Origin of the sequence: Exiguobacterium sp. KRL4, from assembly GCF_001870785.1 — a bacterium.
Taxonomy (GTDB): Bacteria; Bacillota; Bacilli; order Exiguobacteriales; family Exiguobacteriaceae; genus Exiguobacterium_A.
The window spans coordinates 15,347-30,567 of sequence record NZ_MOLV01000019.1; the positions used below are offsets into that span (position 1 = coordinate 15,347).

Consider the following 15,221-nt stretch of genomic DNA (forward strand, 5'->3'; position numbering starts at 1 on the left):
TGACACATGTTGGATGTTTTAATACGCAATGCACATATCTTCCCGATTACATCAGATAATTTTTATGGAGATATTCGAATCAAAGACGGTAAGATCAATGAAATCAATGAACTATTGGACGCCCGAGAAGATGAGCGGGTCATCGAAGCCGAAGGACGTTTTTTACTCCCCGGGTTCATCGATGCCCATACTCACCTCGGACTTTATGACGAAGGAACCGGGACGGTCGGAAATGATGCCAATGAAACGATTTTCGCGATGACCCCTCATTTACGGGCGATCGATGGCGTCTATCCGTTAGACGAAGGTTTCAAAGAAGCGATCGAACACGGTGTTACGACGGTTCAAGTCATGCCGGGCAGTATGAACATCATCGGTGGCGTCACAAGTGTCATCAAGACACACGGACGGTTCATCGATGATATGATTTTACGGAAATATGCCGGATTAAAAATCGCCCTTGGAGAAAATCCGAAACGGGTCCATAGTGCCGGACGTGCCGGTGAACTGACACGAATGGGAATCATGGGAATGTTGCGCGAAGCTTTCCTCGAAGTAAAAATGCAGCGAACAGCAGATACATTCGCCCATCGGATGATCGAACGGGTCTTGAACAAAGAGATGCCACTTCGTGTCCACGCCCACCGTGCGGATGATATTTTATCTGCTATCCGCTTTGCGGAAGAATTTAATCTCGACGTCCGGATTGAGCATTGTACAGAAGGTCACCTCGTCGCAAAAGAACTCCAACGATTACCGATCGAGCACGTGACGGTCGGTCCGACGTTTACACGAAAATCTAAGATTGAACTTAAAAATAAGACGTGGGAAACGTACCGGGTTCTGCACGAACATGGTTTAGAAGTCTCGATTACGACGGATCACCCTTATACACCTGTCCAGTATTTGAATTTATGTGCCGGTCTTGCTGCCCGTGAAGGATTACCCGTCGACATTGCGCTTCGTGCCATCACGATCAATCCGGCCCGCTCGATCGGTGTCGCCGATCGAGTTGGTTCAATCGAAGTTGGTAAAGATGCCGATCTCGTCTTATGGAGTCACTTCCCGCTCGATTATCTCGCGAAGCCGTTGATGACGATGATTGATGGGAAAGTAATCTTTGAACATACACATCTCACTTCAATGTCTTAAAAAAAGGTCTTTGATTTTAACGGAAAATCGTTAAAATTCAAAGACTTTTTTCGTTATGAAAATGGCTACTTTTTGTTTGCAAAAAATGTCTTATTTTTGTATGTTTTTTCACAAAAATTATTTGCTTGCTTTTTTAAAAAAAGAAGGTAATATTATCTTATCCGACAACTGAAGAAGGCATACCATGCGCGGTTCAAACGAGTCAGACAGGTAGCTTTCGACAATCATTCTAGCGGTCTTAAGAAGGAGGAATGGAAGTATGCTCAAGCAACGGGAGCTGAGCGACTGCGCTGATTTGTTCGAACTGATGCAGCATCAAGACGTATATCCGTACGTCCGCCAAAAAACACGGTACTTTGATGAATTTCTGTTTACTACAAAGCAGGCAATCGAAGAGGAAGAGCGTGGGGAACTGGTCTCACGTACCATCCTAGACGAATTTGACCAACCAATCGGTACAATCAGTTTACTCGATATCGAAGGACAGTATGGGTTTCTCGGTACATGGTTAGGTAAACCGTATCATGGGAAAGGCTACAACAATCTAGCAAAAGAAGCATTTTTTGCGGAACTATTTTTTGATCTTGAATTTGAAAGTGTCTTCATGAAAATCCGGCAGAGTAATGTCCGTTCACAAAAGGCAGCCGAAAAATTGCCGTATGCTTTTTGCGCCGATCAGTTACGACCGGCACTACTCGAACAGTTGAACACAGGGGAAACCCAGTTCACGTTATACGAAGTGTCTAAGTCCAGCTTCCAAATGTATATTCACGGACGCGAATTCGAAACAATCTACGAACAACAACTCGAAGCATGAGAGGAACTTTCCTCTCATGCTTTTTTGTCGTTCTTTTGGTGCGTAACAAAAGCTCCAAATGGTATGATGATAAGGAAAATTCACCTGTCGGAAGAAGCTATCATCTCTTCCTATATGAAATGGAGTGATTACTGATGCCTGAACAATCCTTTAAAATACTTGTCGTCGATGACGAAGCACAAATGCGCGATCTGCTCGTCTCAAACCTACAAAAAGAAAACTACCAGACAACGACAGCCACGAACGGTCAAGAGGCCCTTGATCAAATGCAGCGTGATACATTCCATCTTGTTTTGCTCGATGTCATGATGCCGGAAATGGACGGCTTAACCGCTTGTATGCGGATCCGCGAATTTTCGAATGTCCCGATCATCATGTTGACGGCCCGTTCCGACGAACTCGACCGGATTCACGGTTTGAAAATCGGAGCCGATGATTACATTACGAAACCGTTCAGTCCACGGGAATTATTGGCACGGATCGAAGCGACCCTGCGTCGCTCGCACCGGTTTACGGTGGATCAGTCAGCAACATTGACGATTGGAAAACTGGAGCTCGATACAGAAAGCCGCAGTGTTCATGTCAGCGGAAAACCAATCAGTTTGACACGGAAAGAATTTGATTTACTCCATTTGTTTGTCCAAAACAATGATAAAGTGTTTTCCCGTGAACAATTACTTGATCAAATTTGGGGAGCCGACTACATCGGAAACTTGCGGACAGTCGATACTCACATCAAAACACTCCGTCTGAAGCTTGGTGAAGCCGGCGGCTCGATCCAAACGGTCTGGGGCATCGGATATAAATTCGAGGAAGTATGATTAAGCGGTATACCATTCGCCGCCGGATCTGGATTACGATTTGGTTCACCAGCGTTTTTTCTGCTGTCTTATTTGTTTTATTGACATTTTACCTTTATGACCGCTTTTATTTACAAACGCAAGAAGATCTCCTGCTTAACCGTGGGGAAAAGTTGATTAACATCTATGAATCGGAAGGATTGTCCGGCGCCTTTTACGATGGGATGACCTATACGAACGAATTGACCGAATCGAAAGTTTTCTTCATCGACTTTCTGAAGAAAAATCCGGCTGGTCTACGGTTTTTAACGAATGCCGATATCGAGCAATTACGAAACGGTGAGACCGTCGTCTCGAGCCGAAGCCATCCGATTGAAGGCACGGATATCTTAATGACTGGATTTCCGATCATCGAAAACAACCGTCTTGTCGGTACATTGATTCTTTATCTAGAGCTCGGTCAAATCAGTGAACCTTTCCGACCGCTTCGATTGATGATTTTCTTTATGATCGGTTTGATTGTCCTCAATCTTGTCATCTTCGGTCGACAAATCATCGATACGATCATTCGCCCCTTGATTGACATGAAACGCGCGTCGACGGTTTATGCGCAAGGTGATTTCGATTACCGGATTCCGATTCAGTCCGATGATGAAATTGGTGAACTGGCAGAAACACTTAATAAAATGGCAGAATCGCTTGGTGAAGTCGATGAACAGCGGAAAGAATTTTTAGCCAATGTCAGCCATGAACTCCGAACCCCCTTGTCTTACATCCGCGGATATACGGAAATGATGCAAGATCAAGCCTTGGATGAAAAAACGCGCGAACAATACTATCAAATCATTGAACGCGAAACGGAACGTCTGCAACGACTCGTCAACGATTTACTGGATCTCGCTCAACTGGAACGGGATTCGTATCCGATGACGAAACAACCGCTTGTTTTCAGTCAAGTGCTTGAGGATGTCGTTTACCGGATGGAACCGATCGCTAAAGCCAAAGGTGTCTCGATCGTGACCGATTTTGATCCAAGTCAAATTGTCCTCGGGGATAACGACCGACTTGAACAGGTCATCGGAAATATTCTTGATAACGCGTTACGGTATACCCCAGCCTCCAAGCAGATTTATATTTCGACCATCACAGAAGGTGAACGAACGATCTGTTCGATTCGTGACGAAGGAGAAGGCATCCCGCCTGAACATTTGGAACGGTTGACGAAACGATTTTACCGGGTCGATAAATCGCGGACCCGTAAAGACGGCGGGACCGGTCTTGGACTCGCGATCACAAAACATATCATCGATCGGCATGATGGGACGATTTCATTTGACTCTGCCCTTGGTAAGGGGACGACTGTCGTGATTACGTTACCGTTGTTGCCGGACGAAGAGGACGGTTTTGCTTGAGTGACTGTTGACCAAACCGATCGGATGATATCGGTTTGGTCTTTTCATTTTCTTGAAAGGACGTTTTACTATCGAAGACACCCTCTTACACTGGTTACAACAAGCAGATGCTTTTGCTGTACCCATCAGTCTGTTGATCAGTATACTCATTAGTTTGTCCGGTGTTCTACCAAGTGCTTTCATCACGGCAGCCAATCTCATCTACTTCGGCTTTTGGTACGGTTTATTGTGGTCGTTCTTAGGTGAGGCTCTCGGTGCCTGGGTCGCATTTTATGTCTATCGTCGTGGATTTTATCGTGTCGAATCGAGGAGTGAGTCTCCACGCATGTTGAAATGGACGAAACGGCTCACTCATCAGACGGGATGGCGGGCGTTTTGGCAAATCCTTTTTCTCCGCCTTCTCCCATTCGTCCCCTCCGGTCTCGTCACGTTCTTAAGTGCGACCAGCGGTGTTTCGTCTGTCGTCTTCTTACTGGCGAGTACGATCGGTAAAGGACCTGCCCTCGTACTCGAAGCATTTACTGTAAACCAGTTGATTACGCATGACTCGATCATCCCCTGGGTAATCGTAGGGATTTTCCTGATTTTTCACCTCGTTTATCTACTTGTCAAAAAAAGACGATCAATCGATATGAATTGATGCAACCGTTTTCTTCGTATAGTGTAAAGAGGTACACAAAGGAGGAACTACAATGGAACTACGTTCATTTGGCCAAACGGATATAAAGGTTTCACCACTTGGTTTCGGTGCCGGTCATATCGGTTCGGACACCTTATCAGATCAGGAAGCAAGTTATGTCTTACATCAAGCCTTAGACTTGGGAATCCGTTTGTTTGATACCGCTCGCGGCTATGGATTGTCTGAAAAACGAATCGGTCACTTCTTAAAACAACATCGCCACGACGTCGTATTATCGACGAAAGTTGGTTATGACGTCCCGGGCGCGGACGATTGGAAATTCCAAGCAGTAGCCGGTGGTATCGATCAAGCACTTTTAACGATGCAGACGGACTACATCGACATCGTCCATTTACATTCTTGCAGCAAGGAGATACTTGCTCAGGATGATGTCATCGAGGCGCTTGAACGGGCAAAACAAGCAGGGAAAGTTCGGCTGATTGCTTATTCTGGTGACCGGGATGATTTGGATTACGCCATCACGACCGGACGCTTCGACAGTTTCCAAACGTCGGTCAACCTCTATGATCAACGGGTATTAGCCGATGCCGTCCCAGAGATCCACCGACAACAAAAGGGTATCATCGCCAAACGCCCGATTGCCAACGCGCCTTGGCGGTTTGACACACGACCGACCGGACAATATGTCGAGCCTTACTGGGAGCGGGCAGAGCAACTTGATTTCCAGCTAGACGAAACATCTTGGCTTGAGACAGCCCTTCGTTTTACAGTCTTTGAGCCCGGCATCACAAGTGCCATCATCGGGACCGCCAATCCGGAGCACTTGACGCACAACGTTCGCTTACTCGAGAAAGGTCCTTTACCGGCAGAACGTGTTGCGGATTTGAAACGACGTTTTCAAGAACAAGATCAGAACTGGATCCAACAAACCTAAAAAAATGCCTCGTTCCTTTTAAAGAGGAATGAGGCATTTTCATTAAAATTTCTTCTTTTTCTTTTTCTCCAAGACGACGATTGCTTCGACATGCGCCGTCTGCGGGAACATATCATACGGTTGGATGTAGCTGACTTTATAGTCGGCTTTCATCAAGTGGTCACAATCGCGTGCCAGTGATTGAGGATTACACGAGACATAAATGATTTTTTTCGCTTTGGAAGAAATCATCGCATTTAACAATTGTGTATCACATCCGGCACGTGGTGGATCGACGATGAAGACATCCGGAACCCATCCCTCTTTGACCCAACGTGGAATCCACGTTTCTGCTTTACCGACCACGTATTGAGCATGATTAAATCCATACTGCTTCATGTGTGCCGTTGCATCTTCAACTGCTTCTTCGACGATTTCCATCCCACGGACTTCTTTTGCTCCGCTCGCCACCCAAAGACCGATCGATCCAACACCTGCGTACGCATCAACAACACGCTCTTCACCGGTCAAAGCAGCCGCCTTGACGATTTCTCCATACATCCGCTCTGCCTGCTCCGGATTCAACTGGAAAAAGGCGCGTGGTGAAAGTTGGTATGTGAACTCACCCATCTGTTCCTCGATCCGTTCTACGCCGCGTAAGACTTCCGTGTGTTCGCCGAACACACGGGACGTCAATTTATCATTGATGTTGAGAGCGACCGAAATGACACCTGGAATGTCATAGATGTCACGTGATAAGCCTTCTAGATCCTTGAACCCATCTTTGAAGGCGACTAAGACGACTTGAATCTCACCCGTCTTGATCCCCGTCCGGACGACGATATTGCGGATAACACCATCTTGTTTCGCTGAACTGTAGACCGGAACGTTGTAGTCATTCAACAGTTTGGTTACAGCGTTGTTGACACGTAATGTCTCTTTGTTTTGGACGACACATTCATCGATCGCAACCAAACGGTTCGAGTTCGCAGAATAGAGCCCACTGACGATTTGTGTCCCTTCTTTTCCGACCGCAAACTGGGATTTGTTCCGATATTCCCATTCCGTCGTGCCGATCGTCGGACGAATATCCGCTTTTTCAACATTGAGTTTCGTTGACTTCGTAAAGGCGTTCCGTAACATCTCTTCTTTATAACGAAGCTGTCCTTCGTAACTCATGTGCTGGAGCTGACACCCTCCACACTGGCTGTAGATGGGACATAATGGCGTCACACGATCCGGTGAACGAACATCTCGTTTCAAGATTTTGGCGTTCGCGAAGTTGTTATGAATCTCTGTAATCTCGATTTGAGCCGTTTCACCAACAAGTAAACCCGGTATGAATACGATTTGTCGTTCGAGTGTCGCGATGCCTTCCCCGTTGATCCCCATCCGTAAGCAGGTCACAGAACGTATTTCGCCCTCTTGTAATTTAATTTTAGTTGTCATCTGATTCATCCTTTCCATGATCCAAATCAAAAAGCGGTCGTTATGAACCGCTTTCAGATTCCTCATGTTCCTTCATGTCTTTTGCATAACGAAGCACCTTGGCTTTCAACTGATCCAAGGAGACGGCTAACCGTTCCAAATCCTCAATATCTGATGTTTCATCCAATGAATCAATTGTATGGCATAAAAGCTGCATTCTTGATTTTAGCACATTCATCTGTCCAAGTTTATCAGTTCTTGCTTTTCCCATTATTCTGACTTCCTTTCTTCTTCTTTATTCTATCGTCCATTTAGCATACGATACGTAGTGGAGCACTAAAAGGAGGAATTTTATGATGTCACTTACATCACCCATCACGATTGAAAACGATCCGTGGGAAGCCTATCGTGATTTAGAACAGTACGGACAGTCCCGGCTGACGAACATCGAAGTCACGACGACGACCCTTTGCAACATGCGATGTGAGCATTGTGCCGTCGGATACATGTTATCGAGTAGCGAAACACCTACCATCCCAGTCGAACTACTCATCAAAAGACTGGACGAAATCGAACACCTGCGTGCCTTCTCGATTACTGGCGGTGAACCGATGTTATCAATGAAGTCGGTTCGGGAATATGTCGTCCCTTTACTTAAGTATGCCCACGAACGGGGAGCTAAAACCCAAATCAACTCAAATTTAACACTCCCACTCTCACGGTATGAGTTGATCATCCCCTATCTTGACGTCTTACATATCTCCCATAACTGGGGCACGGCAGACGACTTCATTGATGGTGGATTTGCGATGATGGAACGAAAACCATCACGGGAAGCACGCACTAAATTGTTTGAACAGATGAAAGAAAATGCCCGTATCTTGAATGCGCGTGGTGTCCTCGTCTCTGCGGAAACGATGATCAATAAACGAACGTTACCGCATTTAGAAGCCATCCATCAAGAAATCGTCGATATGGGCTGTGTCCGGCATGAGGTGCATCCTATGTACCCTGCAGATTTTGCGTCGATGATCGAAGCGGCCAGTCTCGATGAGATTCGTGACGGCATTCATCGTTTGCTTGATGCCCGTGATCAAGATGTCTGGATGTTGTTTGGAACACTGCCCTTTTATGCGTGTTCGATGGATGAAGAAGACTTAGTACTCCATCGCCGTCTGCGACAAGAAAAAAATGTCTCTGTCCGAAACGATCCTGATGGACGTTCGCGCCTTAACGTCAACATCTTTGACGGAGAAATCATCGTCACGGATTTCGGCGATGAACTCGCATCGCTTGGAACAATTCATGAGACGTCGTTTAACGAAGCTTACGCAGAGTGGCAACAAACAGAGCTCAATAAAAGCCTGTCCTGCCACTGCCCTGCCGTTCAGTGCCTTGGTCCAAATGCCCTTGTCAAAAATGCCTATTATCCGGAAGTGGATTTTCTCAAACAGACAAGTCGCCTTTAATGGTTTGATTCCTTTCTAAAACGGGAAAAGTCTGTCACAAAGTTGACACAATTTCCTTGTTTGAAGGAGGCTTTCAAATGGAATGGCTCGTTGGGATTGTCACGATTATCGGGATGTTCAGTATGGTGCTTGGGATTATGATGATTGGGATTCGGGTGTCCCATAGTATCGAACACGATGAAGTGTTCGATCAGACGGATTGGGATGAACATTTATTGCATATGCCCCGTCCGACACGCTTTGAACAAAAAGAACAATAAACACGGACATGCCCCGGTATACAAACGTATATCCGGGGCATGTTATGCTTAATGAAAAAAAGAAAGGTAGTTGTTTGTTTTGTCGCGTCGTTTTGCTTTGATTCTTTCAATCGTCTTTATTTCAGGTTTCACCCAAGGATTGCTCATTCCTTTATTATCTATTTTGTTGGAACGCCAAGGAACTCCTGCTTACATAAACGGATTAAGTGCTGCCGTTCTTTACATCGGTGTCATCGTCGCCGCCCCACTAATGGAAAAACCGTTGCGGCGCTACGGTTACGTACCTGTCATCTCGTTTGGACTAGCCTTAGTTGCGATTGCCGTTTTCGCCTTTCCGCTCATACCAAGTGTCCTGGCCTGGATGGTCTTACGGTTTATCGTTGGTTTTGGTGATCAGACGCTCCACTACGGATCACAAGTCTGGGTCACATCAATCACACCGAATCACAAACTCGGTCGGACGATGTCCCTTTACGGAATGGCATTTGGTCTTGGTTTTGCACTTGGTCCACTTGCTGCTCCACTCGTTGATTGGATCAGCTGGCTCCCGTTCGTCTTGACCGGTATACTGACTGTCCTTGTCTTGATTGCCTTGCGACAACTGCCAAACGAAAAGCCATCTGACATCATGCCGGAAGAACTTCAGTCTGCCGCTTCCCGCTATCGCCTCGTCTTGTCGACGGCATGGTTTACGTTATTACCAGGGTTCACTTATGGTTTTTTAGAAGCTACATTAAATGCAAGCTTCCCTGTTTTCGCTACTCGAAATGGTTATGAACTCGCTCAAACGAGTACGCTGATCACGACGTTTGTCGTCAGTTCCCTTTTGATGCAGCTACCACTCGGACGCCTTGCAGATCATTTCGGAAAACGGAGGACGTTGATTTCCGTACTCAGTATCGGAGCCATTGCTTTTTTGACGGCCTGCTTTTTCTTCCAAAGCTATGGAGCCTTGTTTACGATTTTCGCGATCAGCGGGATGGCGCTCGGCTCCACCTATTCGCTTGGCGTCGCTTATATGACGGAACAACTTCCGAATCATTTACTACCGACCGGAAACTTGCTTGCCGGTATTTCCTTTAGCCTGGGATCGATACTCGGCCCCATTTCCGGTAGTCTGTTTGTCGTGTTACCTCCAAGCTTCTATTTCAGCTTGTTTGTCCTGGTCCTTGCGACACTCGCTTATCTTCTTTTTCGATCTAATCCGATATCGCATTGACGCCATACCATACACAAAGAAGGTCGTTCCACGAAAAGGGAACGACCTTCTTTGTCAGGCGACTACGCATCATGTTTTGAAATCTTTACTCTATTTAATGATCCCTTCTTGCCGAAAACTATGCCAGAGCTTATCATCGATCGCATACGGTTGTTCTTTTGCCCGCTTCAACTCTTCCGTTTCCAGCAATACGACGACCTCTCGACCGTTGATTGACCAAACTGAATCATACCCTCTTTCCGCCTCCACGATTTCCACATCGACCTCTCCATGTGTCTCCTTTAATTGTTGACTGACACAGGTTACGACGAACCGAGCAAACTCATCCCGCGGACGACGATTCGCAATGATCTTTCGAACGATCTCATTCCGTTCCATCCCTCTCATCTCCTCTCATTTTTTAGTTGCACTAGCCTTTAAGGCAAGGCCGAATCGGTGGTTTATGACCGTACAGAAAAAGCCGAACAAGTCGGCTTAAGCAACGAACGATTACCCATAAAAGGTTTAATTGAGACTATTTTTGCACGATTCAGAATCTTCGTCAACTCCGCTTTTGAAACCACATGGGCAGATAGGTCGAAACAAGAATTCCAGTGACGACAAACACGAGTCCGACGAAGGCTTGCGGTGGAATCGCTTCTCCGAGAATAAGCGCTGACAATGTCACACCAAAAATCGGCACAAAAAACATGAATAATGACACACGACTGACGGGGTTGTATTTCATCAATAAATTCCATAATGTAAAGCCCGTCGCGGATAAAAATGCGAGATATAAGAGCATCCATCCAGTCGTACTCGTGAAGGCGAATGGGAACCACTCTCCGTTTAGAACTGCTCCGATGATGAACAGACCAATCGATCCAATGACCATTGCCCATCCTGTCATCGGTGCGACGGGATAACTTGCTGAATATTCTTTTGCAACTAAGTTACCGAAAGCTCCAGAAATCATTGCCAGAATCAATAACACTTCACCGACACCAAATGATACTCCAGCTGATCCTTGTGGCCAGTTCGCTAAGATTACACCCGTGAACCCTAAAAAAAGTGCTAGTCCTTTGAATCGGTTCAATCGATCATCTTCATAGCGGAAATGTGCCAGTAACATCTGAAAGAATGAAGTTGATCCTGCGATGATCGATCCTTGGACCCCTGTCGACAAGGACAGACCGATGTAAAAGAATACATACTGGAGAAACGTCAAAAAGAATCCTAAACGGCTATAAGCAAGAGTCCTATTTTTAAGTGTAATCGGTTGTTTGAATATCAAAACACTGAGGATCAACAATAAAACACCCGCAAGGAAAAAACGGTAACTGGCAAATAAAAGTTGTTCTCCGTATTCGTTTGATGTAATCGCGAGTAACGTATAACTTTTTTTGATGAACGGGAAGGCACTTCCCCATAGGAAGGTGGTCACTAAAGCAAGAGCCACCATTCCAAAACGATTGGTCAATATTTTTTTCATGTTTGCTGATTCCTTTCCTGTTCCTTTTGGCTTAAGCATGATATAGTAAAAGTACAGATAATAATGATTATAATCTAGCGACAATGAAACTCATTATCATTGATGAAAAAACGTTGGTAATCAACATTCTCAATGTTTTACTATAATGATTTCATTTCTCATTTAGAACTTGAAAGGAGTTTTGATATGACTACCTCTACTACCACCGATACCCACCAACGCTCAGCTGTCCGTCATGCTTGGGAAGAGCATCACGAATTGATTCTAGCACTCTTTAGTGGAATATTGATTTTAATTGCTTACGCATTCGAAAAAGTAAACGTCCCGGCGACCGCCTACGTCACACTTTACCTATCCGCCTATCTGATTGGTGGTTACGCGAAAGCCAAAGAAGGATTGACGGAAACGTATCACGATAAGACGTTAAACGTCGAGTTATTAATGATTTTAGCTGCGATTGGCGCAGCTGCAATCGGCTACTGGATGGAAGGTGCGATTTTGATTTTCATCTTCGCGTTGTCCGGTGCGCTCGAAACGTACACTATGAATAAAAATGAGCGTGCTCTTCAAAGTTTGATGTCTCTCCAACCAGAAGAAGCAACACGGCTGAATGCTGAAGGAAAAATGGAAGTGGTAAGCCTCGAACGATTATCCGTCGGAGATATCGTGTATGTAAGACCAGGCGAACGGATTCCGGTCGATGGGACAATCATTCGCGGTCAAGCGGCCATTGAAGAAGCATCGATTACCGGTGAATCGATTCCGGTTGAAAAACAAGTAGGCGATACCGTCTACAATTCAACGGTCAACATGAACGGTGTCTTGACGATTGAGATGACAAAAGCCGCCGATGAATCGTTGTTCCAGAAAATCATCCATATGGTGCAAAACGCACAAAGCGAACAGTCACCTTCCGCACAATTCATCGAACGTTTTGAAAGCCGTTATGTCAAAATCGTGTTACTCGTTGTTGCCTTGATGATGGTCGTACCCCATTACCTGGTTGGTTGGTCGTTTGAGACAAGTATTTACCGGGCAATGATTTTACTCGTCGTCGCATCACCCTGTGCCCTCGTCGCTTCGATCACACCGGCTGCTTTATCTGCCATTGCCGCTTCTGCCCGCAACGGTGTGTTGTTTAAAGGTGGTGCGCATATCGAAACGCTTGGCCAAGTCGATACGATCGTCTTTGATAAAACCGGTACCCTGACGACCGGGAAGCCGGTCGTCACAGAAAGTCATTATGCTGACGGGATTGATTCGTTTGCTGTAAAACAAGCAATTGCTTCAATCGAAGCGCAGTCGAACCATCCGTTAGCACAAGCAATCGTGACCCATTTAAAAACGGATCTTTTCGAACCGTCTGCATTCAAGGATGTCACGGGGTTCGGGATTGAGGCCACTGTATCCGGCACCACATATCGGATTGGTAAATACGGATTCCATGATGGATTGACCGATCCTTTCGCATCGATGGAACAATCCTTAAAAGAACAAGGAAATACGATGGTCTACGTCAGCGATGGTCAATCCATCATCGCCCTCTATGCATTACGGGATACCATCCGCCCTGAAGCTAAGGCAGCGATCACATCACTAAACTCACTTGGTATCACGACAATCATGCTGACAGGCGATAATCCAGTGACTGCTGCTGCGATTGCCAAGGAAGCAGGTCTTTCAGATTATGTGGCAGAATGTCTGCCGGAAGATAAAGTCCGCTACATCAAACAGTATCAGACAGAAGGAAAAACGGTTGCGATGGTCGGTGACGGAATCAATGATGCTCCTGCCCTCGCCCTCGCACACGTCGGGATTGCGATGGGTGAAGGAACGGACGCTGCGCTTGAGACAGCAGACGTCGTTCTGATGAAAAACGATTTAGGCCGTCTCGCCTATGCCGTCAACAAAGCACGCAAGATGAACCGTGTCGTCAAACAAAACATCACGCTCGCAATCAGTGTCATCTTATTGCTGATCATCTCGAATTTTTCACAGTTCCTGATCATGCCGTTTGCGGTAGTCGGTCATGAAGGCTCAACGATTCTTGTCATTTTGAACGGACTGCGTCTGTTACAAAAAGATACGCCGGTTCATCACGTCTCCACTCCATTTTCAAAACAAGCTGCAGCTTGATGATCCAAAAAAGCATCTGTGTCGGTAATCCGACGACAGATGCTTTTTCATACATTGCTTAATTACCCAAATGTGTTAATCGGAATCGAATCCAGATCAGCTTGTTCTTTCAAGCGTTTTTCTTCCATTTTTTGTGGATCCGCTTTTTTCATGAATCGATCCCATGATGCGTTTAGTTCAGATCCAAGTAAGATGATCAATCCAGTAAAGTACAACCACAACAAGACGATGACGACACTTCCAAGCGAACCATACGTTTGATTGTAATTCGAGAAATTCGAAACGTAAAAACCAAATCCAACTGATAACAACTGCCAGACGATGACACCAAACACCGCTCCAGGGATTGCCTCTTTAAATGTGATCGGACGTTTCGGCGCGACGCGATAAAAGATAGAAAGGATTACAATCAATAAAACCGTAGAGATGGCATATCGCATTACAGTCAAAAGAATCTTCTGCCCCATATCGATTGGTATCACGAAGTTCGCTAAATACGTAATAATCGGTCCACCCAGTACGTTCAATACAATCAATAACAGCATCCCGATTCCAAGAATCATCGTTAAGATTAAAGCAATTCCGCGTGACGCGACAAAACCGCGTGGCGAAAAATCTCCATAGGCATGATTGGTTGTCGTAATCAGACGATCCACTCCTTTAGAAGCGGACCAGATAGCCAAAATCGCCCCGACAGACAGAAGTCCTCCTTGTGGTTCTTTAATTGCTTCAAAGATAACATCGGTGAACGTATTGACCGATCCACCCGGTGCTAAATCACGAATTTGGGACTCGAGTGTCTGTTGATCGATATCAAAGAAAGATAATACTGAGATAACAAAAATAATGCCGGGAAAAATAGACAGAAACCAATAGTACGCTAACGTCCCTGCGTAGTCTGTGATGTTATGGTCTCCCATTCGTTGCTTTAAATTGCGTGCTAAACCTTTTGGATCACGTGTATGAGCCATCTTCATCTCTCCTTCATAAAAAAGAGGCAGTCTAGGACCACCTCATTGTCTTAATATACTTTTTCCCTGTTTGTTTCAACTAAAACCTCAATTATCTTCTAACTTGATTTCATAAAAACGTTCTGTCATCTTCGTCAGTTCTTGGACAAGTGTCGCCGGTCGGACCGGTAAGTCTGCTAGTTCCTCACGTTTGATCCATAACGGTGTATACCCGGAAGACTGGTCTTCGAACTCTTCACCCGTTCCGGTTCCAAATACACCACCAATCATCCGCGCCCAGTAATAAGGATTGTCTAATCCATTAAAACGGACGATGGCTGCGATTCCTTCCAGCTGAACGTCGACCCCGAGCTCTTCATGGGCTTCACGGATCGCTGTTTCTTCGAGCGTCGCGCCCGCTTCGCGTCCACCGCCAGGAAACACATAATAGGTCTGGCCTGGTTTATCACGACGTATCAAGGCGACTTCGTCTGCTTCATTCATTAAGATGATGGCACTTCGTTGAATCGGCATGGCGTTCCCTCCCCTCACAT

Annotated in this window: 16 protein-coding genes; 10 read left to right on the plus strand and 6 right to left on the minus strand. The window is 45.7% G+C overall.

What is annotated here, in order from left to right:
• Positions 1-6 precede the first annotated feature (6 nt).
• From BLD48_RS11560 to BLD48_RS11585, 6 genes are all read left to right on the plus strand, one after another.
• The gene (locus tag BLD48_RS11560) at positions 7-1,152 is read left to right on the plus strand and encodes an amidohydrolase (RefSeq protein ID WP_014969643.1); all 1,146 of its coding nucleotides are present in this window, start codon (positions 7-9) and stop codon (positions 1,150-1,152) included.
• 259 nt (positions 1,153-1,411) lie between these two features.
• Positions 1,412-1,969 (plus strand): GNAT family N-acetyltransferase, encoded by a 558-nt coding sequence (locus BLD48_RS11565; RefSeq protein ID WP_071500338.1) that lies wholly within the window; start codon positions 1,412-1,414, stop codon positions 1,967-1,969.
• A 134-nt stretch (positions 1,970-2,103) separates the two neighbouring features.
• Positions 2,104-2,790: a response regulator transcription factor gene (locus BLD48_RS11570; protein WP_014969641.1), complete on the plus strand. Its 687-nt coding sequence runs from the start codon at positions 2,104-2,106 to the stop codon at positions 2,788-2,790.
• Positions 2,787-4,181 (plus strand): sensor histidine kinase, encoded by a 1,395-nt coding sequence (locus BLD48_RS11575; RefSeq protein ID WP_083412315.1) that lies wholly within the window; start codon positions 2,787-2,789, stop codon positions 4,179-4,181. Before BLD48_RS11570 ends, BLD48_RS11575 begins: the two co-directional genes overlap by 4 nt.
• Before the next feature lie 52 nt (positions 4,182-4,233).
• Positions 4,234-4,821, plus strand: coding sequence for a TVP38/TMEM64 family protein (locus tag BLD48_RS11580; RefSeq protein ID WP_083412316.1), 588 nt, complete (start codon positions 4,234-4,236; stop codon positions 4,819-4,821).
• Positions 4,822-4,873: 52 nt separating this feature from the next.
• Positions 4,874-5,755, plus strand: a complete 882-nt coding sequence (locus BLD48_RS11585; protein ID WP_071500339.1) for an aldo/keto reductase — start codon at positions 4,874-4,876, stop codon at positions 5,753-5,755.
• A gap of 42 nt (positions 5,756-5,797) precedes the next feature.
• On the opposite strand, the gene rlmD is transcribed toward BLD48_RS11585, so the two are convergent.
• Positions 5,798-7,183: a 23S rRNA (uracil(1939)-C(5))-methyltransferase RlmD gene (gene rlmD, locus BLD48_RS11590; RefSeq protein WP_071500340.1), complete on the minus strand. Its 1,386-nt coding sequence runs from the start codon at positions 7,181-7,183 to the stop codon at positions 5,798-5,800.
• Positions 7,184-7,223: 40 nt separating this feature from the next.
• Positions 7,224-7,433 (minus strand): SE1561 family protein, encoded by a 210-nt coding sequence (locus BLD48_RS11595; protein WP_014969637.1) that lies wholly within the window; start codon positions 7,431-7,433, stop codon positions 7,224-7,226.
• An 85-nt stretch (positions 7,434-7,518) separates the two neighbouring features.
• On the opposite strand from BLD48_RS11595, the gene yfkAB reads away from it, so the two are divergent.
• The 3 genes from yfkAB to BLD48_RS11610 all read left to right on the plus strand — a co-directional run bounded on the left by yfkAB (position 7,519) and on the right by BLD48_RS11610 (position 10,110).
• Positions 7,519-8,631, plus strand: coding sequence for a radical SAM/CxCxxxxC motif protein YfkAB (gene yfkAB, locus BLD48_RS11600; protein WP_071500341.1), 1,113 nt, complete (start codon positions 7,519-7,521; stop codon positions 8,629-8,631).
• 77 nt (positions 8,632-8,708) lie between these two features.
• Positions 8,709-8,891, plus strand: coding sequence for a hypothetical protein (locus BLD48_RS11605; RefSeq protein ID WP_071500342.1), 183 nt, complete (start codon positions 8,709-8,711; stop codon positions 8,889-8,891).
• A 97-nt stretch (positions 8,892-8,988) separates the two neighbouring features.
• Positions 8,989-10,110 (plus strand): MFS transporter, encoded by a 1,122-nt coding sequence (locus tag BLD48_RS11610; RefSeq protein ID WP_236630007.1) that lies wholly within the window; start codon positions 8,989-8,991, stop codon positions 10,108-10,110.
• Between the two features lie 90 nt (positions 10,111-10,200).
• Here the strand turns inward: BLD48_RS11610 and BLD48_RS11615 are convergent, their stop codons facing one another.
• Positions 10,201-10,488, minus strand: a complete 288-nt coding sequence (locus BLD48_RS11615) for a hypothetical protein (RefSeq protein WP_071500344.1) — start codon at positions 10,486-10,488, stop codon at positions 10,201-10,203.
• Positions 10,489-10,651: 163 nt separating this feature from the next.
• On the minus strand, positions 10,652-11,581 hold the full coding sequence (locus BLD48_RS11620; protein ID WP_071500345.1) for a DMT family transporter: 930 nt from the start codon (positions 11,579-11,581) through the stop codon (positions 10,652-10,654).
• Between the two features lie 186 nt (positions 11,582-11,767).
• On the opposite strand from BLD48_RS11620, the gene BLD48_RS11625 reads away from it, so the two are divergent.
• A complete protein-coding gene (locus BLD48_RS11625; protein WP_071500346.1) occupies positions 11,768-13,717 on the plus strand; it encodes a heavy metal translocating P-type ATPase in 1,950 nt (649 codons plus the stop codon).
• A gap of 62 nt (positions 13,718-13,779) precedes the next feature.
• Here the strand turns inward: BLD48_RS11625 and BLD48_RS11630 are convergent, their stop codons facing one another.
• Positions 13,780-14,688, minus strand: a complete 909-nt coding sequence (locus tag BLD48_RS11630; RefSeq protein ID WP_071500347.1) for a YihY/virulence factor BrkB family protein — start codon at positions 14,686-14,688, stop codon at positions 13,780-13,782.
• A gap of 87 nt (positions 14,689-14,775) precedes the next feature.
• Positions 14,776-15,201 carry an NUDIX hydrolase gene (locus BLD48_RS11635; protein WP_071500348.1) on the minus strand — a complete coding sequence of 142 codons (426 nt, stop codon included), beginning with the start codon at positions 15,199-15,201 and terminating at the stop codon, positions 14,776-14,778.
• Positions 15,202-15,221 lie beyond the last annotated feature (20 nt).